General features: G+C 52.2%; 24 protein-coding genes. 6 read left to right on the top strand and 18 right to left on the bottom strand.

What is annotated here, in order from left to right; translation table 11 throughout:
* Positions 1-6 precede the first annotated feature (6 nt).
* From NDI52_RS14255 to NDI52_RS14240, 4 genes are all read right to left on the bottom strand, one after another.
* The gene (locus tag NDI52_RS14255; protein ID WP_348256445.1) at positions 7-1,338 is read right to left on the bottom strand and encodes a PBSX family phage terminase large subunit; all 1,332 of its coding nucleotides are present in this window, start codon (positions 1,336-1,338) and stop codon (positions 7-9) included.
* The gene (locus NDI52_RS14250; protein WP_190773073.1) at positions 1,320-1,811 is read right to left on the bottom strand and encodes a helix-turn-helix domain-containing protein; all 492 of its coding nucleotides are present in this window, start codon (positions 1,809-1,811) and stop codon (positions 1,320-1,322) included. Before NDI52_RS14250 ends, NDI52_RS14255 begins: the two co-directional genes overlap by 19 nt.
* 263 nt (positions 1,812-2,074) lie before the next feature.
* Positions 2,075-2,926 carry a hypothetical protein gene (locus NDI52_RS14245; RefSeq protein WP_190773072.1) on the bottom strand — a complete coding sequence of 284 codons (852 nt, stop codon included), beginning with the start codon at positions 2,924-2,926 and terminating at the stop codon, positions 2,075-2,077.
* On the bottom strand, positions 2,919-3,743 hold the full coding sequence (locus tag NDI52_RS14240) for a sigma-70 family RNA polymerase sigma factor (protein ID WP_190773071.1): 825 nt from the start codon (positions 3,741-3,743) through the stop codon (positions 2,919-2,921). Before NDI52_RS14240 ends, NDI52_RS14245 begins: the two co-directional genes overlap by 8 nt.
* Before the next feature lie 108 nt (positions 3,744-3,851).
* On the opposite strand from NDI52_RS14240, the gene NDI52_RS14235 reads away from it, so the two are divergent.
* Positions 3,852-4,253 (top strand): hypothetical protein, encoded by a 402-nt coding sequence (locus NDI52_RS14235; protein ID WP_348256444.1) that lies wholly within the window; start codon positions 3,852-3,854, stop codon positions 4,251-4,253.
* A gap of 2 nt (positions 4,254-4,255) precedes the next feature.
* Here the strand turns inward: NDI52_RS14235 and NDI52_RS14230 are convergent, their stop codons facing one another.
* The 8 genes from NDI52_RS14230 to NDI52_RS14195 form a co-directional block, all read right to left on the bottom strand.
* The gene (locus NDI52_RS14230; protein ID WP_190773069.1) at positions 4,256-4,519 is read right to left on the bottom strand and encodes a DUF1653 domain-containing protein; all 264 of its coding nucleotides are present in this window, start codon (positions 4,517-4,519) and stop codon (positions 4,256-4,258) included.
* An 8-nt stretch (positions 4,520-4,527) separates the two neighbouring features.
* Positions 4,528-4,752: a hypothetical protein gene (locus NDI52_RS14225; protein ID WP_190773068.1), complete on the bottom strand. Its 225-nt coding sequence runs from the start codon at positions 4,750-4,752 to the stop codon at positions 4,528-4,530.
* Between the two features lie 118 nt (positions 4,753-4,870).
* The gene (locus tag NDI52_RS14220) at positions 4,871-5,161 is read right to left on the bottom strand and encodes an HU family DNA-binding protein (protein ID WP_190773067.1); all 291 of its coding nucleotides are present in this window, start codon (positions 5,159-5,161) and stop codon (positions 4,871-4,873) included.
* A gap of 94 nt (positions 5,162-5,255) precedes the next feature.
* Positions 5,256-6,119, bottom strand: coding sequence for a tyrosine-type recombinase/integrase (locus tag NDI52_RS14215; protein ID WP_190773066.1), 864 nt, complete (start codon positions 6,117-6,119; stop codon positions 5,256-5,258).
* A 109-nt stretch (positions 6,120-6,228) separates the two neighbouring features.
* Complete coding sequence (locus NDI52_RS14210; protein ID WP_190773065.1) at positions 6,229-7,119, bottom strand: hypothetical protein; 891 nt, start codon at positions 7,117-7,119, stop codon at positions 6,229-6,231.
* Between the two features lies 1 nt (position 7,120).
* On the bottom strand, positions 7,121-7,522 hold the full coding sequence (locus NDI52_RS14205; protein ID WP_190773064.1) for a hypothetical protein: 402 nt from the start codon (positions 7,520-7,522) through the stop codon (positions 7,121-7,123).
* Positions 7,512-7,901, bottom strand: coding sequence for a DUF4160 domain-containing protein (locus NDI52_RS14200; RefSeq protein WP_190773063.1), 390 nt, complete (start codon positions 7,899-7,901; stop codon positions 7,512-7,514). The genes NDI52_RS14205 and NDI52_RS14200 overlap by 11 nt, the downstream gene beginning before the upstream one ends.
* 796 nt (positions 7,902-8,697) lie before the next feature.
* Positions 8,698-10,035 carry a hypothetical protein gene (locus NDI52_RS14195; protein WP_190773062.1) on the bottom strand — a complete coding sequence of 446 codons (1,338 nt, stop codon included), beginning with the start codon at positions 10,033-10,035 and terminating at the stop codon, positions 8,698-8,700.
* A 442-nt stretch (positions 10,036-10,477) separates the two neighbouring features.
* Between NDI52_RS14195 and NDI52_RS14190 the strand changes: the two genes are divergently transcribed.
* Together NDI52_RS14190 and NDI52_RS14185 are read left to right on the top strand one after the other, a co-directional pair.
* The gene (locus NDI52_RS14190) at positions 10,478-10,756 is read left to right on the top strand and encodes a hypothetical protein (RefSeq protein ID WP_190773061.1); all 279 of its coding nucleotides are present in this window, start codon (positions 10,478-10,480) and stop codon (positions 10,754-10,756) included.
* Positions 10,743-11,093, top strand: a complete 351-nt coding sequence (locus tag NDI52_RS14185; protein WP_190773060.1) for a hypothetical protein — start codon at positions 10,743-10,745, stop codon at positions 11,091-11,093. Before NDI52_RS14190 ends, NDI52_RS14185 begins: the two co-directional genes overlap by 14 nt.
* A gap of 225 nt (positions 11,094-11,318) precedes the next feature.
* On the opposite strand, the gene NDI52_RS14180 is transcribed toward NDI52_RS14185, so the two are convergent.
* The 3 genes from NDI52_RS14180 to NDI52_RS14170 form a co-directional block, all read right to left on the bottom strand.
* Positions 11,319-12,554 carry a DUF445 family protein gene (locus tag NDI52_RS14180; RefSeq protein ID WP_190773059.1) on the bottom strand — a complete coding sequence of 412 codons (1,236 nt, stop codon included), beginning with the start codon at positions 12,552-12,554 and terminating at the stop codon, positions 11,319-11,321.
* A gap of 75 nt (positions 12,555-12,629) precedes the next feature.
* Positions 12,630-13,325 (bottom strand): bifunctional demethylmenaquinone methyltransferase/2-methoxy-6-polyprenyl-1,4-benzoquinol methylase UbiE, encoded by a 696-nt coding sequence (gene ubiE / locus NDI52_RS14175; protein WP_190773058.1) that lies wholly within the window; start codon positions 13,323-13,325, stop codon positions 12,630-12,632.
* 129 nt (positions 13,326-13,454) lie between these two features.
* Positions 13,455-14,384 (bottom strand): response regulator, encoded by a 930-nt coding sequence (locus tag NDI52_RS14170; protein ID WP_190773158.1) that lies wholly within the window; start codon positions 14,382-14,384, stop codon positions 13,455-13,457.
* Positions 14,385-14,816: 432 nt separating this feature from the next.
* Between NDI52_RS14170 and NDI52_RS14165 the strand changes: the two genes are divergently transcribed.
* A complete protein-coding gene (locus NDI52_RS14165) occupies positions 14,817-15,494 on the top strand; it encodes a molybdenum cofactor guanylyltransferase (RefSeq protein WP_348256443.1) in 678 nt (225 codons plus the stop codon).
* Positions 15,495-15,574: 80 nt separating this feature from the next.
* Here the strand turns inward: NDI52_RS14165 and NDI52_RS14160 are convergent, their stop codons facing one another.
* From NDI52_RS14160 to NDI52_RS14150, 3 genes are all read right to left on the bottom strand, one after another.
* Positions 15,575-16,690: an anthranilate phosphoribosyltransferase family protein gene (locus tag NDI52_RS14160; RefSeq protein WP_190773057.1), complete on the bottom strand. Its 1,116-nt coding sequence runs from the start codon at positions 16,688-16,690 to the stop codon at positions 15,575-15,577.
* Between the two features lie 117 nt (positions 16,691-16,807).
* Positions 16,808-17,770, bottom strand: a complete 963-nt coding sequence (locus NDI52_RS14155) for a LysR family transcriptional regulator (RefSeq protein WP_190773156.1) — start codon at positions 17,768-17,770, stop codon at positions 16,808-16,810.
* A gap of 756 nt (positions 17,771-18,526) precedes the next feature.
* Positions 18,527-19,744 carry a HEAT repeat domain-containing protein gene (locus NDI52_RS14150; protein ID WP_190773056.1) on the bottom strand — a complete coding sequence of 406 codons (1,218 nt, stop codon included), beginning with the start codon at positions 19,742-19,744 and terminating at the stop codon, positions 18,527-18,529.
* A gap of 269 nt (positions 19,745-20,013) precedes the next feature.
* On the opposite strand from NDI52_RS14150, the gene NDI52_RS14145 reads away from it, so the two are divergent.
* Positions 20,014-21,555: a ferredoxin--nitrite reductase gene (locus NDI52_RS14145; protein WP_190773055.1), complete on the top strand. Its 1,542-nt coding sequence runs from the start codon at positions 20,014-20,016 to the stop codon at positions 21,553-21,555.
* A gap of 134 nt (positions 21,556-21,689) precedes the next feature.
* Entirely contained in the window at positions 21,690-23,006 is a 1,317-nt protein-coding gene (locus NDI52_RS14140; protein ID WP_190773054.1) for an ABC transporter substrate-binding protein, read from the top strand.
* Positions 23,007-23,127: the final 121 nt, after the last annotated feature.

Below are 23,127 nucleotides of genomic sequence, written 5' to 3'. Positions count from 1 at the left end.
ACTGGCCTATGCAAACTTGATGCCCGACTTCTGGGCCTTGCCAGAGCGAGCGTGCATGATGGGTTCTAGGGCGTACCGAATTCCATCAAAACAATGATTATGGGCATCAATGATGATCGGCAGTACCTCGCCACTCAGCCGATCCACCTTATAGCTATAGAGCCGAGCCTCTTCAATAGTGTGCTTGCAGCGCGGGTGGATAACGATCTGCTCATAGCTCCGCAAGTGGGCAATGCCATCCTCAACCGACCCCGGCCCCTTCGTTGCTGCTACCAGTTTCGAAATGGATGGGCATCCAGGATCGTTGCCAGAGGGCGATCGCCCTCTTCGTACATGGTTAATTGATTCAGGTCGGGAACTGTCGGCCCTCACGGAGTAGCGGTCAATGTCAGGGATGTCTTCCAGCCACAACCGCCCAACCTGATCCAGTTCCAAGCTGTGAGCATAGCTCTCATATTCGATATAAAGCTTGCGTCCGTTAATCCAACAGCGGATAGCCGTCGTCGGGTCAGAGCTGAATCCCCAGTCAGCGCCATGGTAAGGGCCATTCCACCCTGGGCCAGGCTCGAACTCGGCGATCGCCCACTTGCCATTGAGGATCTGGGCATTGCTCCGGAGCCAGAACCCACCTTCCCAAATGTGGTGATAGGCGTCTGGGTCTGTCTCTGCCATCTCCCGGCGCTCGGCATCCAGAACGCTGGGGAAATGGGGGTTCTCGTCCCAATTGACGCGGCGAATGTAGGCACTGGCACGGTCTTTGGCTACCAGTTCCTGATAGACGGTATCGGACTCATTAAGCGGGTTGAACGATACCCAGACCTCAGAGCCCTCTTCTCGAATGGTGGGGATGACAACCCGCCAGGAGTCCTGACTGATGGTCTGGGCCTCCTCAAACCAACAGTGGGTAATCCCCGCCATTGATTTGATACTGGCAACGTTATGCCGAACCCCTTTGAAGATGAACTGCGAGCCGTTCTTGCCGATGATGGTATCGGCCTGCACCTTATAAAAATCCTCCAGGTCCAGCTCTGCAATCCGCTCCTTTAGCAGGGCATGAACAGACTCCTTCATCGACTCCTGAAACTCGCGAGCGCAGAGCACACGAATCTTGCGGCTCAACCCGGTAATCAACAGGGCATCGGCGATCGCATAGCTCTTACCACTTCCCCGGCCCCCATAGAGGCACTTGTACCGAGCTGGGTTGAAGAGTGGCTTTGCCCATTCAACGAGGGCTTCTGCAAGACGCGCCGCTTCCTCCGGGCGATCGCTCCCTTCAGCAATGCCCAGCTCTGCTTCTAAGTCATCAAAAAAGCTCTGCTTTACGCTTTGAGTCGCCACTGGTCCTTCAGCGCCGCTGCGAACTCATGGGGTGTCAGACCCAGGGCGATCACTCGCTCAGCCAGGGCAGCGGCCGTGGGTGGTTCCAACTTCAACTTCAGTTCAATGAGCTTGCACAGAGCACCCGCCAGGGCAGCTATCTCCCGCCCATCCTCGCCGCCGCCCATCATACCGCTGACGTCGTATAGGGCCGTATCCACGAGCTGCAAAGGGTCTAGGCTATTGGGCGATCGCCGGATGCGTGGTGCATCGTCATAGTCATTGGCCTGCGCTGGCTTAGCCTTTTTCTTACCCTCGCCAATGGGCACAACCTTGCTGGCCTTCTTCAGCCCATCCCAGCCGCCTTCCTTCGACCAGCCTTCGACCGTTCGCTCCCCTACACCAAACTGGGAAGCGATCGCAGACAGTGACTCATTGCCGCTCAAATAGGCCTGCTTAACTTCTTCCTTGAACTCTGGGGTGTACTTTGCCATTTACCGCAGTTGCCGCGACCGCAATCGAACGTTACACGGCCAGGGTTCCCATGCTGCAAAGCTTTGAGGGGAATTGCGGTTTTGCGGTACAGCTCAGATTTACCGCAGCAGAGGGGAGAGAGGGCATTAGAGGCAGCAATGGCCATCGCATGACCCCCAATAGAAAACCGCTACCCCTTCATGGTTAGGAGCAGCGGTGTAAAGGAGTATTTCCTATGTCTAAGTGGTTGGAGGGTGCCAGAGCTCCGGAGCTCCGGAGTGCCCTAGAAAAATTCGTTTGCGGTGGCGATCGCCAACTCCAGTTCAACCCGTTCGGAACCAACGGGCAACAGGGGAGCCGCGGCCAATCCGGCTGCAATGAGCCGCTGTAGGACTTCTTCAACTCCTGCTAGGCGAACGGCATCCACGCTTTCAACCTGAGGAAGGGCTGGGGGAGCTGGGGGCTTCTCTTCTTTCTTAGGGAGTGGGGCCGGAGCGTTCAGCTCCCATAAGGTAACCCGGTGCAGCTTCCCTTCAGCGTCCTCAATATCGATCTGACCATGCTTTGGATCAGTCGCATAAACCTTACCCGTGAGGGGCTTATCAGCACTATAAGCGGGAGACATCGGGTTGCACACTGCCACCTGGTCACCCTCTGCCACCGTCATTACTGCCACCCCTTTCTTGAGGAGTTGGGCACGGGCCTTGGTAACCTGCTGTCCCTTCTGAGCTAAAGCCAGAGCGCTATCAAATACTTCAGATGACACGCTTGGGGCACAGAGGATCTGGAGTGAGTTGAAATCGAAAGCGCGCAGCAACTGCGCGTTTCCGTTACAGAACTTTGCATAAACGGCTTCACAAACCCGAGCGTAGGATGCACTTTTCTCAAAGCAATAGTTAATCCAGGCCGTATATGCGCCGTGGTAGTCCCCCAGGGCTTCGTGCCATTTGGAGACGATCGCCCCAATCCGGTAGAGAGCCTGGGCAGTGCTTTCCATCTCCTTTCGGATGGCTTGAGTGTCTTCATGCAACGAGTCGCGGAGGGCAGCAGGAACAGTGCCAAGGTCAAATTCCTGGACAATTTCGACTTGAACGGGTTGGGCAACGGTTTCAGGAGCTAGTAGGGTGTCAGGCATGGTTTAGGTGCAGCTTGCTGCGGATAGCGGTGATTCCAATCTGAATTAAGTGTTCCACTTCCGTTACTGACGCTCCCGATTGGTTGGCGATCGCCTCCATCTCCCACCCAGCGTGGAACAGTTCCAGGCAATGTCGGGCTTTGGGATTTGGGACTCGGGCGATCGCCCACACCAGTTTCCCGCGTACTGCTTCCCGCTCGGGGTCGGGAGCCAACTCTTCTTCCTCCTCGGGGGCCTCCAGTTGCAGCGGCTCATCGGAGGCAGAGTCGCGGGAGTCCAACGAAATTATGTGGAGACGGCTTGTTTCCGCCACAATCTGAGCCCATTCCTCGGGCTCAATACCCATCGTCAGCGCAACAAATTCTTCACTTACAACCTGCCCTCTCTGGCAGCGAGCCTTTGTCTTCTGCCGGACCTCTGCCCGAACCTCCCGGCTCTGTCGGCGGATCTTGATGCCGCTGTCGGGGGTGTAATCCCTGAGGTAGTGCTGAATTTCGCCCCGAATCCAGGGCACAGCATAGGAGCTGAAGGCACAGTTGCGACTCGCATCAAAGCGTTCGATCGCCTTCAGCAGCCCTCGCACCCCTACATTAAATAGATCATCTAGGGTCAGGCAGTTCGGCACATTCTCCTTGGCCCGGCCCACCACTGTTTTCACCAGACCTTGGTTCAGACGAACGATCTGGCTCTCAATCAGCCGCTTGCGGTCCTCATTGGACTCACGAACATATTTGGCTAGCAGCTCGGCTGTCTTCTCAGTGACAGGTGTTTTGGCCTGCTGCTTTCTGCTGCGGACTTCATCAATAATGGCGACCATGGCTTCTCCCCAGAGGGGCGGGAGAAAATTAGACCCCTCTATATATGCGGGTGTCCGGATTTGGGGGAGGGGGAGGCCATAATTGAGGCATCAAGCTGGAGGCAAAAGATGACTGCAACCCAGAATGCTCAGGGCGTAACGGTTTTTGATGGTTCGGGACAACCCAGCTTCGTGCCCTGCATCCCCGGTAAAACGAGCGATGGCTACCACACCATAGACGAGCTGTATGACCACCGTTGCCTACTGTTTGCGGCCTTCATGCGAGAGTACGCCACTGGCATGTTCTGCAAAGACCGCTGCTGGAGAAGCCACCAACACCACGACGGCTCCCATTGGGGCGGGTGGTTTATCGCTGGGATGGACTTGCCTACCGGGACAATCACCTACCATCTCCCAGCTCGGATGTGGGATCTATTGAAGGGGATTCCGGTACGAGAAAGGGCCCCAGAATGGGATGGGCACACGCCCGCCGATGTGCTCAAACGACTGGAGGCATGGCTGCTGGCATAGCCTCACGGGTTACCATCTATAGGTTCAAACTTCTCGGCAAATAGCTTCTCGGGCCGTACCCATACCCCCACGTCTTCCTGAACCTGCCGAGCTGCGATCGCCATCACCCAAAGCCAGAAGCGCGTCCAAAGTGTTGCCCCTTGGGCAATGTAAACAATGACGGTTTCCAGGGATTCTGAGTGGTACCCCCAGCCGACCACATAGTAGATACCCCTGGTCTTCAGGTTGCGGTAGCGCTTGCCAATTTTGACGTCTTCAATATGCATACGGGTCCTTAGAACCAAATCCAATCCAATCGTACCCAGTTAACCTGCTGGGGATTTTGCAACGATTGTGCGTACTCGACCGCATCCATCATCCGTTTCAGATAGATCTGGTCTGCCAACGGCGACTCATACTCGGCTGCGGTCATTCCCCATCGCCTAGTCATCGACGGGATGGGCTGCCCAGGGATTATCCCAGCTACGACTTCCCATGCGCATCGTGCAGCTTCAGGCATAGCGATCGCTCTCACTTCTCATAGCTAGTCCTAAGAGTCTAGTTCAATTGTATCTAGCTACAAAAATCCCGCCGACGGAGGCGGGAGAGAGGAGCAGTAAACACTGTTAGAGATTGTTTTAGTTATCCTCAGCGCCAGGTGCGACCTTCTCTTTGAACATCTTTCCAGCGGAGAATGCAGGCACTTTGGTTGCAGGGATAGTCATGACTTCCCCGGTCTTGGGGTTGCGACCTTCACGGGATTGCCGCTCGCGAGGCTCAAAGGAGCCGAAGCCAACCAGAGTTACTTTGTCGCCTTGAGATACAGCTTCCATGATGCTTTCGACTGCTGCGGTCACGATAGCGTCTGCCACCTTTTTGGTGACATTAGCCTTCTCAGCCACTTTGTCTACAAGTTCACCTTTGTTCATAAACCCTCAACGATTCCTCGTGGTTTGAGGGTTATTATATCCATTTAACTCAGAGGTGGAAGTATTCCTGCGTCTGGCTTCTAAGGATTTAACATCAAAATCCCAAATACTTACTACTGGAATCCTCTGGACTGGACTCCAGATAAACGTTGGTAACTGCAATGGAGGAATGCCCCAAAGAGTCTCGCACTAGGGGCAGCGGTGCTCCACCCGCTAGAGAATGCTGGGCATGAGCATGGCGCAACCAATGGCAGCTCACCTTGGAGTTGAGCCCAACCCGCTCCGCTGCTGCCTTGAGAATCTTGTGGGCTGTCGTCCGATCCAACGACTTGCCCTGCTTGCCAACAAACACAGGGGAGCCAACCGAGCGATCGCCCTTAAGCCGCCTCACCTCATCCCACACCGGCTCTGGCACCAGCACCACCCGCTGCTTGTTACCCTTGCCCAGAATGCGAACCTGAACCGAGCAATCATCACGCTCCTGAAAGTCCTCCCAGGTCAAACCACACACCTCACTCACCCGGGCACCGGTGGCATACATCAGCTTCAACAGAGCAGCATTGCGGGGGTTGCTCTCCTCTCGCAGCATCTTTGCAACTTGAGATTTATTGAGGATGCGGCCTGCTAATGTTGTTCGGCCCTTCTTGACGCGGACGGCTGCTGCAACGTTGAAGCGGGTATATTGCAACTTCGTCGCGAATGTAAATAGTGATTTGATTGCATTAAGTTTGCAACGCTTCGTTGAATCCTTTAACTGCTGCTCGCTCAAGCTATCTTGATAGGCTTGTAGATCCTCAAGAGTGATGCTCTGCAAAGGTTTGAAGTTGAGAAACCGTTGGAACGATCGCACGGTTGCTCGATAGTTAGTTTGGGTTCCGGCGGGGCGATCATGGAGCCACATTTCAATTAACTTGTCATCGCTACTCGCCCTCGTCAAAGCAGCGTCAGAATCTGCCATTCAACAAAACTGCACTTTTGTAGATTTCGGTGAAATGGTTCCTCCGCACCCACAAAAAAAGCCCCCCAATTTCGGGAGGCCTCATGTTCACCTTGAAAGTTTGCTGATCTTATTTTGCCCGTTTAGATGGCGTACCTTTCGCTTTTGGTGGGGCAGCTTTCGTCGCATTAGGCTGGAGCTTTGCCTTTACAGCATCTAGAGTTTGAGGCTTCGTCAGCTCGGTCCAGGCCTTCGCTCGCTTTTCCTCCGGATAGGCAGCGGTCACTTGGTTGAGAAATTCTTTGCCTTCCTTTCGCTTGCCCCGAATCTTAGTCAGCATATCCAGGCGAGTGCTTGAGTCAGGGATGATGGCCTGAATCGCATTCCACAAGGTAATGGAGTAGCTGCGACTAATTTCAAAACTGGGAGTTGTTGCAGGAGTTTCCGCCGCTGGCTCTGCTGCCGGGGCTTCAGTGGGAGTCGTGGGAGCTTCAATGGTCGCAGTTGCAGAAGTACCGTTGGTGGAGGATGGCGATCGCCACTTCTGCGCTAAGCGCTGGGAAACGTAGTTCTGGAACTCAGAGCTTGAAAGGTACTTCTGCACCGCTTCATCAGCAATGCTATCAATCTGCTCATCCAGGGTTGCCTGAAATTCCTTCACTGCTAACTCTTCTACCTGCCCACGATCTAGAGTCGCCACCATAGCTTCAACCTCTCCCAATAAGTCGGGTATTTCTCCCGATTCTATAGGAGGAATTCGGCGTGTGTCTCCTTCAAAGAGTGTTGAGTCTCTAGAATAGACTCCCAATTCTTCACAACCCAGCACCAACCAGGCCAACCAAGACACCTCTGAGATGTGATCGTTAATCACTTCAACATCCATATCCGAGGCGCAATCAATCAGCAGTCGTTTGTCCTCTTCGGTCCACTTCATTAGGGAAGTGCGGGCAACCGGGGCGATCGCTTTAAAGCGCGTCCATTTCGTGTGAGCCAGGGTAATCCAGTCTTGTGGGGTCAGCATCTCAAAGCTTCTTATGAACGAGTTCACCCAGGCTCACCAGGGCTTGAAAGTAAGTCTCACGGCAGTACAGCTCGAAGTTGGCAGCATCCGAATTCACAAAATCACGGGCGATCGCCCTCCGATGTTGCGCTTCCTCTGGTCTGTACTGGAAGGCGATCGCATTCCAGTGAGCTAGAGAAAGCCAAGCTAAGCAGCTTCGCATCAAATCACTATCGATTTGGCTGAGCAGTGGTTGCTCCTCAATGAGCTGGTCTACGGGAAGATAGATCCGGCTGATGTCCGGAACTTCATCCAGAGTTCCAGCCCAGAACTGATAAAGACATTCTTCAAGCTGCACTAAGTCGATGTAGCCGGTGGGCCGTGGGTCATTTAATGCAGCCCATATAGAAGCGTTAAGCCGCATCGCCGAGATCCTTTGGGAGGCAGGTAGCCTCTCTCCAATCCCTCTTAGAGCCACACTCGCGCCATGACAGCTCCTGCTCGCGCTTAACGGTCAGCAACCGGGTGTTGCTTTGCATATCGATCTGCATAATCCGTTCCTGGTTCTTTGCAACCCAGGACCGTACCTCAGACTGTTGCTTCTCAGTGAGCGAACCACGTTGTAAATGCTCGTCTAGGATTAGGAATGAGCCCTGGCGTACTTCCTGGGACTTCTTACCCAGATGCCTTTTCAGGCAGTCGTGGATTGTGGACTTAGGAATGTGGGTACGGCGGGAAATAGCACGTACTGAGTAACCGCTCATAGAGAGGCGGCATAGAACCTGAACTGTGGCGGGTGACATTTCGACGAGGGGAGGGAAGGGTGAGGGCTGAGCTGCTTCCCATGAGTCGAAATCAAATGCAGTGCATCACTCAGGGCAAACAGGTCCGCTAATTCAATAATGCTCACTCTGTCCGGCTTTGCTCCGGGTGGATCCTCGGAAAATGGGCAGACGTCGAGGGGGTTTCACCCCTTCTTCACTGACTCTTCACACAAGCTGCATCCAAAGTCGGGAGCACCGAACACAGCCATGAGCTTGAACAATCGCCAACTCAAAACACTCCGTTACATTCAGCAATACCCAGGCTCAACGATTGAAACGATTCGTAGGGGAGCTGAGTTACCCTTGGCCCGTCGCTATGTGAACGAGCTGCAAGGGGAGGGGATGATCCTTTGGAGGAAGCAACATAAGTTGTCCAGAGTTAAACTGTGGTACCTCTCAACTAAAGGAGAGGAGTTTTTGGAGGCACAGATGAGAGAAGCTACTCAAACAGAAAAGTCAAGCAATGTGTGACAGTTTTCTGATGTGCCAGTTGAATCCAAAAACAATGGACTAAATTTGGACTTAATCGCTATTCGGTTATGAACTGAAACCCTGATTCTGCCTGATTGTGCCAGTTTGTTCTTCAACATCAGTTAAAAACCCCGGAAACCTTCTCTCGGTGAGGCTTTCGGGGTTTTTCTTGAGCTTGAATAGTTGCCGCCCACGCAGACAATCCTGAGGTTAGACTACTGCAGCTGGCACAAGGTAGGGCTCCGGAATTCTAGTGCCCATATTAAGTGATCTGGGAGGAGAGTCTAGATTGCCAAACAGCTTCTTATGGTTGTGCATCCTGCCGCTGCCAAGTGCTGATGGGAGAAAACCGAGGAGGTAAGTTTAAGGGCATAACGCTCATCAAATCCCAGTTTGCAGTCTGAATTACGGTGATATTGCTGGTGTTGGAGCCACAGCCAGCACCATTACTCCAGTCCTTAATCCACGCCGTCCCACGGATACCGCCATTACCCCCAGAACCTGCTACCCCAGATGTATAGTTGGGAGCCAGAACAAACATATCGATGTAGTTGTTGCCGTTTAAGCAGATGGTACTGCCGATAGGGCCATAGCCAAAGATCTGGAAATTGGTGGGATAACAGTTAGGTACTCCCGTACAGTCATGGATGATGTTCCCCCCACGATTAATGCTGCCATTTAAGTAGAACGTGACTCGGGTTCCAGGGGTAATGGTCAGGCTGCCGTTTTGGGGAATATTTAGGCTATTGATCAAATATTCATAAACCTGTACTGACTGCCCATTATTCAAGGTTCGGGTTGTGGCTCGGTCATTGTTTTGTGGCAGAACAATATCTCGCGTGTTGGTACTGTTAAAGGCATTAGGAGGTAGGGTGTTGAGCTGGTTCGCTGCTGGTTGAGGGGGCAGAGGGGGAAGCTGCATCGTGGTGTAATAAGCCCGGTAAGGCTCATTGGTGCTTGGATCAACTCCTGTTGTCTGGAAGGAACTGAGCCCAACTGAACAGTCATTGGTAACCACATTCCCCTTAATGGAATTGTTTCCTGTAGCACCACCACTGAGCCATAGGCCAGGAATTGGTACACCACTTAGATCACCGGCTTGGATAGGAATAGTAACCCGCAAACTGTTCACACTGCTACGGTTGGTGAGCCGTCCTTCCACCTGTAAGGTACCGATACCCGGAGCACTATTAGGTCTGGTTGGATCACTGGAGGCATAAGTATAGTCCACCACGCGATATTGGCCTTTACTTGGGTTAGTGGGGTCAAGATTCTGCCATGTACGCGCTGCATTGGCAAATGCAACAATGTCCGTGGTATTAGATGTCCCACACGATGGACCAGTACTCATGGTGGAGCGTGTGCTGGCCCAGGAACTCAAGTTATAGGTGGAAACAGAACGGTTGTTATTGATGAAAGACTGAACACGAGCTAGTCCACCTTCCGCAACGTTCAGGCTACTACCAATAGCTTCCTGCGAGTTGGCGCTCATGGTGTCAGTTTGCGATCGCGACAGCATGGCCGTAGTGACCATTAAGATAGCTAGACCAAACCCAATGGCAACAGGCATAGCATAGCCTCGGTCATCTTTCCTGCCGGATAATTTTTGTCCAAGCCGATAACCCCACGCTAAAGCCTTCATAAGCACTTTTCTCCCTTACCCAATGGCGATAATGCGATGTATCGAAAATTGGGAGATAGCACTAACTGATTCATTCACAGCCAGAACTTACATTTCTTTTGTGTGTAGTTTACGAAGTAAATCACATACAAAAAAATGTTTAGGGGCGTGTTTAAAAAGACCCGTAGAAGACTGATTTTTCGTGCACACGGCACACCAAAATCAGCTCTTCAAAGAGATTCTAAGTATGGCGAATTTGAGGAAGTTCTGATAATTACAAGATTAATTAGAAACTTCACAGGATGAACCGATCTCAGCCAATATTTATCAATGCTTGATAGGAAACTCTAGAAATAAGAAGAAATCTTGAAATCCTCCTTGCATTTGAAAGTAGCGAAGATAACCCGAAAAGGACAGACAATTAGGCTGCGTGGAACCCTCTCGTCACACGAGGGGACCACCTATGCTCACTACCCACCGACCCACCATCACCGACACCACCATTGAGAGTTTGCAGCAGGCCGCTGAGCAGTTGCAGGCTCACTATCTAAATGAAGAAGGGCACTGCTATCCCCTGGAGGAACTGCTGCAAGCCCTGGTGCTGTGGATGGAGGGCACTATAGAAATGATGGCCAGTGATGCCGTGTTTCACGTCATTGAGGGCCGCGACGATTATGCCTTCAATCGACACGCTTTCACGAAGGCCATGCAGCGACTAACCCAGAACCATGAAACTCTCTGATTTCCCCGGCGCGATCGCCGCCCTCCAACAGGTCGTAAGAACGGCTAAAGATTGCCGTGACCAGACAGAAAACCGGTTGGCTCGCCTCAAGTTGCGCGTTGAATATGCGGTGGCTTTCGATAGCGACCTGAAGAATGACAACCAGCGGAAGGCAAAGCTGGGAGAACTAATGAGCACTGCTGAGATGGAAGAAGCCGTAACATCTCTTAATAAGGCTCAGGATACAGTTGCCCAGGCTGAGATTGAATTGACTTTGATGCTTAATCAGTTCAGTGTGGCGAAGCTAGAAACCCGGCAGGCGATCGCAACCATAGAAATGCAAACGGCTATTCACTAAATCCATAGATTTCAATCTATCAAACCAAGTTTGAAGGTGAGGGGTAACTGAGGGGCACTGTTCAGCCTGCCCTTAGAATCCCTATGTATCAATAATTTCAGTCTGTGCGCACCTAGCTCGAAATCTGTTTTGGAGTCAAATCCAACGGGGGTTCGAATCCCCCCCTCTCCGTTCCGGAGACTTGAATCGATAAGAGAGAGGGCGACATTTATGTCGCCCTCTCTCTTATCGTGTACTCAAAAGAATTGCGGTCTGCACCAACCCAACCAAGATCCCCAGAATTCCGCCCAAGTTGACGATACCCTGGAGCTCATTGCGGACGATGCCCTGAATAGCATCTTCAAGCTCAGCAGGAGAAGTAGCTTTGACTCGTTCCATAATGACGCGATCGAGATCAAGAATTGGGATAATTTGGGTGACAAGGGCTTCTAAATCCCGTTCCAGGTAGCGTTCCAGAACCAGGGTCAGCTCCCGACTGACGGGTTCCAGAGAGTTGTTTACCACCTCGGAGGATTGTAAGCGGTTAATCAGGAGGGTGGAGACGTGATCCCAATTGATTGAACCGCTGAGCCCATGCAAGAGATCAACCCCTTTTGTCTGTACGTAGTCACGCACACTATCGCGCATGGTTTTGCGAAGTTGGCGTACGGTGGAAACGGGTAAGTTTTGTAGGGAGAAATTTTGCAGCCATTCTTGCAGACGGCGTTGCACGTTAAGGGTGCGGAACATGTCGGAGATAAGGGCATTTCCTGCATCTCGTTCGTCGAGCATGTAGGTGCGGAGGCGAACTAGGGCATTGCGGACGCCGAAGAGATTGGCAACGACCCAGTAGGTACCGCTGGTTTTTTCACGGAAGTTGTCGTCGATCGTCTGGATGTTGCGATCGGTGAGAAAATCGACAATGCCCTGACGGATGACATCGGGAGAGAGAATAGCGTCCAGCATCCAGGTGGCGAACTGAGCGGACTGAGCCTCGGTTAGTTGAAATTCCAGGAGTACCTGGTCAAAGATCTGGTTCAGTTGTTCTTCCAGAAAATCTTCACGGCGGGCCAGGGTTTTGATGGCACGGGGAACAGATTCACCGACTAGATCCTGCAAAATTTTCGCGAGGATTTTGGCAGTACGTTGCTCTTTGTCTTCCCGAAGTTGGTCTAGAGCCAACCTTAGCAACCACTCGATCGCCGACTGAACACGAGACGGATCAAGAAGGCGGCGGGCCACTTTTTGTAGCTCATCAGGGGTCAGTAGAGAGCCCATGATGGCATTGGATACCCGTTGGGCGAGCCGTTCCTGATTGCTGGGAATTAGACCTGGGGTGAACGGAAGCTTACGCTTGCCTATGTAGATGGCACGGTAAGGGCGAAACAGCATTTTGATGGCGACGTCATTGGTGAAGTAGCCAATGACGCCGCCGAGAACCGGGGGGGCAATGTAGAGCCAGAAAGAGTAGAGGGACGACAAGGTATGAGGAGGGGGTGGAGGAACAAGCTAGGGGACAGGGGAGAGGGCAGGAGAACGGGGTTTCCTTCTGCCTTCTTATTTTGTTGCGACTAGGACACCCATGAGGCCGTTGGCGATCGCATAATGTACGGCCCCAGAAAATCCAGCGGCCTCAGCGAGACGCACCTGTTCAGAGCCAATGGGAAAGCGTTCGAGGCTGGGGAAGATGTAGGCGTATTCGTCGTGGAGACCAAAGTGGGTGGCAGCGGGGACGACGAGATGATCCAGGTACCACTGCTGGAAGGTTTGCAAGGTGGGGTTGCTGGGTCGATGGAAGTCGAGGATGACTGCGCGAGTGCCGGGTTTAAGGACACGGTGAAGTTCTTTAAGACTGGTGGGAATATCGACCACGTTACGGAGACCGTAGCCCATGGTGAGCCCATCGAAGTGGTTGCCGGGAAAAGGAAGTTGGAGGGCATCGCCTTCGACCCAGGTGATGGGTTGGTTCGTGGTGCGTTGGGCCGCAACTGCCAACTGCTCTGACGAAAAATCCAAACCATACACCTTGCCCTGGAAACCAACTTGCTGAGCCAGCAGTTGAGCCAAATCTCCACTACCGCAGCAGACATCTAGCACCGTACCTCCTACCGGAGGAGCACACCATTTCACCGCCATCCGTTTCCAGACCCGATGCATTCCCAAACTAAGCAAATCATTGAGTTGGTCGTAAACCGGGGCAATGCGATTAAAGAGAGTCTGAATAGGTTGGGAAGATTCCACCGTTGGGGTCATAGGTCTATGAATACGAGGACAAATATCAGCAGAAGCTGAGTCAACAGAGCTGAATAAGAAGCACATAGATGTTCTTGAGGAACATCTCTAACTTCATTCTATGCGTTGAGTTTGTCCTCGGTGCAGACTCTATTCAGCTGTGATCCCCGGGAGGTCAAGACAGGCAAGAGTGAGAGCAATGTGCTGAACGGATAGGTAGAGGAGTGTGAGTTCATCCTGCTGGAGAGCATAGCTAGTTTTCCATTGCAGGGAGACGAGACCCAGCACTTTTCCCTGGAAAATAGCTGGAACCAACAAATTGATGCGTAGCGGTGCATCAGGAACTTCATCATAAACAGCCAGTTGAGGAGACTGAGTGGCGATCGCTTCCTGCACCTTGGCTTCCTGGCTCAACGGTAACGCGGTCACGCCTCCCGCTTGTGCTTGCCCGCTAGATTTGGACAGTTGCTCACCGATAGTCATCTGAATGATGCAAGCATCAGCGGAGAAGGTTTCGAGGAGAGCGATCGCCAGTTCTTTCAGAATTGTTTCCAGGGGAACCGGTTGGCGGGTTACCTGCACAATTTTGTCCAGCAGGCGTGTTTGAGCCTGAGCCCAACGCAGGTGTTCTGTCCGGTATTTGTAAAACTCGTAGGTTTCTACAGCACGTTGCACCACTGTTTTGAGTTCGTTGGGATCCCAGGGTTTGGTGATGTATTTGTAGACCTGGCCTGAGTTGATCGCGTCTACAAGATCTTCTACATCAGTAAAGCCGGTGAGGATGATTCGCATCGTGTCGGGAAACTGGGGCACCGTTTTGCTGAGAAACTCGGTACCTTTCATCTCTGGCATTCTCTGATCAGAGATAATGACAGCCACTTCACCTTCGGCAGCCAGTACTTCTAAGGCTGAAACACCGCTCTCTGCACGTAGCACGTTAAACTCACGGCGAAAGGTGCGATAGAGCAGATCCAAGTTGTCAGGCTCATCATCTACGACCAACATCTTCGGCTTTTTGGGGCGTTCCAGGCTCATAAGTTGTTCACCGATTGCGTTGAGTTCTGGAATTCCAGTGTCCATCATGGGTTCTCCTAAGACAGGGGGAGTTAGCGATCGCCACAGCAGCAAAAGATCCCCCTATGATCAAATCAGGTGCCAGCCTCTCTAGTTTTGCCAAATTTGCCAAATTTCTAACTCGGTTGGGGACCTTTCTGTTACAAAACTATTCCTCTCTTAGTCTGGGTTTATACCCTTCTCAAGGGCAGCCCAGAGACGAGCCTCTGAAGAGGAGCATGATACAGGCGCGAAGCGCACCTGTATCAGCACCTCATCTTATTTCAAACTGATACTACTCTTCGACTCCTTTGCCCAAAGCCCAGGATGTTTGGACAACATCTGCCAGGTGTTTGAGTTTTACGGATTTTGTCAAGTATTTCGTGGCTTGGGCACTCAGCCAGCGTTCACGATGGTCTTGAGCCAGGTGGGATGATAGTGCATTATTTCGAGAATCCTATGGATAGCGTTATGCAGAGGCGATCGCCCGAACCTAAAGCAGTGCTCATCCTGGCCGGTGGACGTAGCTCCCGCATGGGACAGGACAAAGCTCAATTGCCAGTACACGGGATACCCTTGCTGCGCCGAGTCTATGAAGTTGCAGCCGCAGTTAGCTCTACTGTTGCGGTCGTAACCCCCTGGCCGAAACGGTATCAACCCCTCTTGCCAAAATCCTGCCGATTCATTCAAGAACCATTACCCGCAGAGGGAGACAAGCCCCCTGGCCCCCTGGTTGGGTTATTACGGGGACTGGAATGGCTTCAAGATGAGTCCTCCGAGATTTTCTCGACTACGGGTGACGCAGCAAGCAGCCCCTGGATTCTGTTGTTAGCCTGTGATTTGCCACGGTTAAACCTTGAAACCTTACAAGCAGGAACCACCCAACTAACAGCGATACCGCCTGACGTGCTCGCTTTTGTACCTCAAAGCAGCGAGGGGTGGGAACCATTATGTGCTTTTTATCGGCAGGACTGCTTAATAGCTTTGACAACCTTTGTGCAACGTGGGGGCCGCTCCTTTCAGGGATGGCTCGGAGAGGTGACCGTGCAGCCCTGGAATTTAGGCGATCGCCAGGTTCTGTTTAACTGCAATACAGTGGAAGATTGGCAAAAAGCTGAGGAACAATTAGAAGATTAATGGGCGTGCTTCAAAGCTAGCTGGAAGGGTTGTTCTTTCGTGCGCTTGGCCCACGAAAAAACAACCCTCCAACGTATACCCTAAAAATTGGGTTTGGTAGCAGGAATACGTTCGACTCTATTGTCCAAATAAACAGGCTCTAATGGCTTTTGAAGAGCTGCTTTCAACTCATTGAGTTTTTGCAAAGCCTGCCCTTCCCGGAGCAAGGTCTGAGCGATCCTAAACCCTTCTTCCAGGCTAGGAGCATGGCCACATTGCCAGAGGTAGAAACCTCCGTTCAAGATAACAGCTTGCGTTAAATCACCCGCTGCACCATTCAATACATCTTGCAGCTCTTGAATCATCGTCTGATCATCGGGGAGAGGAACTTCCAACCCTCCCAGATCATAGTCCCGAGGATGCAACAGAATCCGATCAAACGTAGATTCTGAACCTATAAAGTGGTTGATCCCAATAATGCTGGTGCGATCGCGGGGTAAATCACAACTACCCTCCAACCCCTTCACCGTAATCAATGTGGGCACCTGCCGCAGCTCAGCGATCCCCTGGAATAAGCTTTCCGTAGGGGGGTGAACATAACCCGAAATTAGCTTCACATCTCCCCGGTAGGGGCACCAGGCAAGCTCAACCGTCGCAAAGGGGGGGCGTTTCCCAATCTGCTCCCGGTAGGGTACTAAAGCATGAGCTTCGGGAAAATGGTTAGGCAGGTACAGGTAAGCCAGTTTGGTTTGTTCGAGAACATGCTGTACTTCAGTCAACGTAAGGGTCGTCCAATCTACCCCTAAACCCTTCCATAGCTCAGTCAGAGAGATGCCGTATTTGGTGGGAAGGCGATCGCCCCCATGCTGTATCACCGGGCAATCTACCGCTGCCAGTAGAAGTGCAATCAGGGGCCCGAGGGGAGCGGTGCGCGATCGCCCATCGTAAGGAATTCCCATTACTACCGCTGGATAGGAGGCCGTAATTGCTTCCAGGTGGGGTCCTAATTGCTCATAGGCATCGAGAGTACCCGCCAATTCCTCGCTGGTAGGGCGTTTGATCCGGTGAGCAATCATAAAAGCCCCTATTTGAGCGGGGGTTGCCTCCTGGGTCAGCATGAGCCGAGTCGCTTCAGCGGCTTCAGCGCGGGTCAGATCTTTCCCCGTATGGGGACCACTGCCAACTTTTTTTAAAAACTCACGGAAAGTATTACTCATGGGGTCTGACCTCTCAACGGTCTGAGCAAACGGGCTGGATAGAACACGGCTTAACGCTGCCTTTAGAGGTTGATTTTTCGTGCGAAGCTCACAAAAAATCAACCTCTAAAGCAAGCACTAGCTTTGGGAGAGTATGGTGGGAGGTTCCGCTACGTTAGCAGAAACCGAGGAAAATAGCGGGTTAACAGACTGTTGAAAGTATTCCTGTACGAGAGTTCGGAAGTGTTGAATAGGGGGAATGTTGAGCCGATCTTGAGTTGTCACAAGTACCACCTGACGGGTGAGGCGAGGTTCAGCCGTCGGACGAACTGCCAGGGCAGGATCCTGACGATTTTCCTGAACGGCAGATTCCGGCAACAGGGCGACAAGTTCTCCCTGTCGAACCGTACCTCGGAATGCATCTAGCGTGTTTAGTTCCAGGGTAGCTTGTAGGGTCAAATTGCGACGTTGAAATTGCTCCTGAACCAGGCGTTGCATGCCATACCCATCCTTAAATACAACTTGCGAGTAGCGGGCCAAATCCTCCCAACGAATTTCAGAAAACTGGGCCAGAGGATGCTGGGCCGCCATCAATACTTGAATGGGTTCCTCATAAAGGGGATCTACAACCATTTCTGTACTGGTGGTCAAGAAGCGGTTGTTCATCACGATCGCCAGATCCACCAGGCCATCGCGGAGCACTTTGAGGGCGCGATCGCTTCCCAAGGAAGTCACCCGTAGCTGCACGTCCGGGTAATCCTGACAGAACTGTTGCAGCACAGGGGGGAGATAGGAAGCGCAGACCGAGTGAATGACCGCAATGCAAAGTTCAGGCTGTTTCCCAGCCAAAAGCTCTGCAAATTCCTCGGTCGCACTGCGCCATTCCTGGCAAATACGACGAGCCCGGGGCAGGAATCGCTCTCCAGCGACGGTCAGCTTGGCTTGAGCGCCTCGATGAAACAAAGGCACACCCAAATCAGACTCCAGGCTTTGTACCTGCCGACTGACCGTAGATTGCGATACGCCGCACTGCTGGGCCGCCCGCTGAAAACTATGGGTTTCGGCAACAGACAGAAAAGCTTGCAATTGCTCCAGGCGCATACTGGCTTGAACCGATAAGGTAGGCACGCAGACAGACTGGCACTATCTTTGTATCGGTCACATTAAAAGAGTTATTGATTCGGCTTAGTATCGTTGATTACATTTCAGGGGCCAGTCAGGGGGAAGGGAAGGGAGCAAAAGGGGAAGGGATGCGGAAAGGTAGGGAGGATGCAAGGCAAAGGGCAGAAGATGGTGCACACGCCAAAAGCAGCTCTACAGGTCATTGGTTGTGGAGAGAACCTCTGCTTGGGCAAACCTGGCTGGCATTTATTAAGTTGTAAAAACTTCGAACTTTCAATAAATAAATAGTTATATAGTTTTTCAAGTTAAGCCCGCTGCTAGATAGTGCTGCTGCTTACCCTTCACATTTGATATCTATCTCTCAACAGGAAATTTTGACCTCATCATGATGTGGCGAGAGAACCCACCGTACTGGGATAACTCGCTCACGTTGGAGAATCATTCATTAGTGAGACGTCATTTTCTTCCCTAAGAACTCACTTAAAAAGTTTGATTTTTCGAGTTCTAAGAACGTTTCTGCATAAGAATTTACCCAGGATATTGGTGTTTTGCCCGCTTCGCGGGCAAAACACCAATATCCTGGGGGGTAATTTCATTGCTAGAAATCTCCTAAGAACTTGAAAAATCAAACTTTTCAATGACTTTTCAAGCAGTTTCAGGGAAACAGAACCAGAGGGAAGAAACCAGGCGTATCCTGATGAGTTCAGCCTAAACCGCTTTTGTATAAAGAGACTTTCATTCTGCCAAAAGCTGATTCAATTCAGTTTCTAAGGAAGAAGAAACTTGAACCTGCTGTCGCAAATACTGAATCGCTTCATTTAAGGAAGCAGTAGGCCAATTTCTTAGAGCTGCAAGAGCGTGAAGTTGAACACTACGATCGCCATCCAACAACAAATGAATGAGGTGCTGCAAAGCATTGGGTTGACGCAATTGCCCTAAGCTATGGGCGATCGCCCGTCGTACTTCTGTTGTTTTTAGAACTGCATTATGACTCTGTAATGCCTCCAGCAGAATTTGATTTGCCGTTGGATGCAGATGCGCTGCGGTTAATCGTCCCAAAATAGCGATAATCTCTTGTGCTATGGCAGGGGCAGCAGTTGTTGAGAGTTCGCGCCATAAGCAATCTAGAGCAGCAGGATGATCAATCCAACTCAAGCTGCGAATCACATCGGGGCGAAGGGAATCTGGAGTGTAGGGCGATCGCAATACCTCATCTAGAGGGACGATTGCCACTTCATGCCCCAACCGCCCCAGAGTAAGAATTGCCTGACGACACACTTCTAAATTTAGATCTCTAAGCAGGGGAGCGATCAACGCCACTAGATCTTTGGGAGCTTGGTCATCCTTCCAAATGCTCAACCCGGCTACCGCAGCACGGCGAATTGCAGCGATGGGGTCGGTGAGCGCTTGCTTCAAAATGGGAAGCACAATTGGGTCATGGCTATAACTGAGGGCTTCAACGGCAAGGACGCGGATTGCTGTATCGGCCTCATTCGCCAGAGACAGCAGTAAAGGCAACGCATTTGGATGATGCATTTGCACCAGCACCAGGATGGCATGGGATCGCCCCTGCTTATCTTTCAGCAACAACTCCAATTGAGGTAATACCGCCTCTGGATGCTGGGCCAGAGCTGTGGCGCTGGCCTGACGGATATCGTCTGCATGGGTGGATTGCAGAATTTGTATCAAGGCTTGAAGGGCAAGTGGGTGAGCAATTTCCCCTAAGGTACGAACGATAAACCACATCAGATCATCGTCATCATCCGCCTCTTGAAGCAGGTTGAGGAGGGGGGCGATCGCTAATTCTCCGTAACGCTTAATAACTTTTGCAGCATCCCAGCGATGGGCAAAGTCTTCAGATTGAAGGCTTTCTAAAGCCGTTTCAAGGCTGAGAGGTAGGGGCTCCGAGGCAGCAGCGGTGTAGGAGCCGGAATAGGAAGAGGAGAACGTCATGGATTTCTCATAGCGGACGTTAAAGCGAGTCTACTGTGCAGAGGGGCAAAGGGGCATCGGCGATCGGCTCCTGTCAGCCTCCAAAAAGGGTGCATTATGCAAATCCTGCATGCAAATTCTGCATAACCGTCATAAAAGATGAACATTTGTAACGACTGTTACGAAATTACTTCTCGGGGATCCTTAATCTACAAATCAACAGGTTGCGCCAGAATCCAGATTCAATCAGGGTTTTAGCTTCCTATGTTGATAGCTCTAAAGGTGGAACCGTGACAGGCACACTTGCACCGCAGGGAACACTGAATAAATTTGAAAAGTTCAAGGCCGAGAAGGATGGGCTTCAGGTCAAGAACGAATTGGATCGGTTTGCAGAGATCGGCTGGGAAGCGATGGATGAAACCGATCGCGATCACCGACTCAAATGGTTAGGGGTATTTTTTCGTCCGGTGACCCCTGGCAAGTTCATGTTACGGTTGCGGATGCCGGCTGGAATCTTGACCAGCATGCAATTAAGAGTTCTCGCGGAAATTGTGCAGCGCTATGGCGATGATGGCAATGCTGACATCACCACACGGCAAAATCTGCAACTGCGGGGCATTCGCTTAGAGGATATTCCCGATATTTTCAACCGCCTGCAGGATGCTGGCCTGACCAGTGTGCAGTCGGGTATGGACAACGTTCGCAACATCACTGCGTCTCCCGTTGCTGGGTTGGATGCAGGCGAGTTAATGGATGTCCGAGACCTGGTGCAACAGGTGCAAGACATGATCACCAATGGGGGCGAGGGCAATGCCGAATTTACTAATCTTCCCCGAAAGTTCAACATCGCCATCGAAGGTGGACGCGACAACTCCATCCACGCGGAAATTAACGACGTTGCCTTTGTGCCGGCCTACCGAGCCGGAGAACTGGGGTTCAACGTGCTGGTGGGAGGCTTTTTCTCGGCCAAACGCTGTGAAGCGGCGATCCCGCTCGATGCCTGGGTACCTCCTCAGGAGGTCGTAGCTCTCTGCCGCGCCATTCTGGAAGTCTTCCGGGATCACGGCCCCCGGGCAAATCGTCAGAAAGCCCGTCTGATGTGGCTGATTGATGAAATTGGGCTTCAGTCCTTCCGCTCAATGCTAGAGCAACGCCTGGGTCAGACGTTGTTGACTGCCGCTGAGGAAGACGAAATCAATTGGGAAAAGCGGGACCACATTGGGGTCTATCCCCAAAAGCAAGAGGGACTGAACTATGCGGGATTGCACATCCCTGTAGGCCGTCTCTTTGCCAGCGATATGTTTGAGCTGGCGCGCTTAGCAGAGGTCTATGGTGCCGGAGAACTGCGCCTGACTCTGGAGCAGAACGTGATCATCCCCCATGTGCCGGCTTCTCGAGTGGAAGCGCTGCTGCAAGAGCCATTGTTAGAAAAGTTTTCTGTTTCGCCTGGCGGGTTGGAGCGATCGCTCGTTTCCTGTACCGGCGCACAGTTTTGTAACTTTGCGTTGATTGAGACCAAGAATCGGGCGATCGCCCTGATCCGCGAGCTAGAAACGGAACTGGCCCTCTCTCGTCCTGTCCGCATTCACTGGACAGGCTGCCCCAACTCCTGTGGTCAACCTCAAGTAGCCGACATTGGATTGATGGGCACCAAGATTCGCAAGAATGGCCAGACTGTTGAAGCGGTTGATATCTATATGGGAGGCAAGGTAGGCAAAGATGCCGCCCTCGGCTCCTGTGTGATGAAGGGCATTCCTTGTGACGAGTTGCGACCCGTATTACGCGATTTGTTGATGGAGCATTTTGCGGCTCAGCCCGCGGGTGCCTCCTGACGAGCGACTGAGAACTTCAACAGTACCTTTGACACGACCCTATCGTTCGATGTCTCAAACGGGTTCATCCCGTCTTGGGAACAGAGTTCTGTATCTTTTTTCGTTCATTTTCACCGAATTTCAGGAGTTCACTCATGTCCAAGGTATCGCGGCGTAATTTTCTCATCACCGCTGGGGCCAGTGCCGCAGCGACGATGTTAATTCACGGCTGTAGTTCGTCTAACAGCACCTCCAGTGCTTCTCCAGAAGCTTCTTCCTCCAGCCCCGTCGCGTCCATTGATGCCCCCGAAGTTACCACCGCCACCCTGGGCTTCATCGCGCTGACCGACTCTGCCCCCCTGATCATTGCTAAAGAAAAGGGAATTTTCGACAAGTACGGCATGACTGGTGTCAACGTGGTGAAGCAAGCCTCCTGGGGCACCACCCGAGACAACATCGTGTTGGGCTCTGGTGGTGGCGGCATTGATGGGGCACATATCCTCACCCCCATGCCTTACCTGATCACCACGGGTAAAGTGACCGATGGTAAGCCCGTGCCCATGTACATTCTGGCCCGTTTGAACACCAACGGTCAGGGCATTCAGCTCTCCAAGACCTACGAGGGTTTGAAAGTTGGCATGGACAGCACGCCCCTGAAGCAGGAGTTTGCCAAGGCGAAAGCAGGCGGTAAAGAGGTAAAAGTGGCCGTAACCTTCCCCGGTGGCACCCACGACCTGTGGATGCGCTACTGGTTGGCGGCTGGCGGGATCAACCCTGATACTGATGTTTCGACAATTGTGGTACCGCCGCCTCAAATGGTTGCCAACATTAAGACGGGCACTATGGAAGCCTTCTGCGTGGGCGAACCCTGGCCTTTGCAGACCGTGAACCAGGGCGTTGGCTATAGCGCACTGACCACGGGTGAACTGTGGAAAGACCACCCCGAAAAAGCTTTCGCCATGCGTGCTGACTGGGTTGACCAGCATCCGAAAGCGGCAAAAGCTATCTTAATGGCCGTTCTGGAAGCCCAGCAGTGGTGTGACAAGGACGAGAACAAGGAAGAAATGTGCAAGATTCTTGCTAAGCGAGAATGGTTCAAGGTGCCCTACGAGGACATCATTGATCGCTCCGTTGGTAAGTTCAACTTGGGCACCCGCCAACTGGAAAGCACCGACCTGATGCAGAAGTACTGGCGCGATAACGCCTCTTACCCCTACAAGAGCCATGACCAGTGGTTCCTGACCGAGCACATCCGTTGGGGCATGCTGGCTCCTGACTTTGATACCAAAGCTCTAGTAGACAAGGTGAACCGCGAAGACCTCTGGCGGGAAGCAGCGAAGACTCTGGGTGTAGCCGATTCGGAAATTCCTACCAGCCCCTCTCGCGGTGTGGAAACCTTCTTCGATGGCAAGACCTTTGACCCTGAGAATCCCCAGGCGTATCTGGATTCACTGGCGATCAAAAAAATCTAACACGAACTAAGAGTGTGGATTGAATGAATTGTGGGGTGGGCATCTTGCCCACTCAGATGGTCAGAAGGCCCACCCCATAAGAATTTCCTTGATGACTGTGTCGTTCTTACTGTCTTTCTCT

Source organism: Leptolyngbya sp. PL-A3, assembly GCF_039962325.1.
In the GTDB taxonomy this organism is placed as follows: domain Bacteria; phylum Cyanobacteriota; class Cyanobacteriia; order Elainellales; family Elainellaceae; genus Vacuolonema.
Note: the sequence above shows the minus strand (reverse complement) of the source record. Positions and strands in the feature narration are given on the sequence as shown.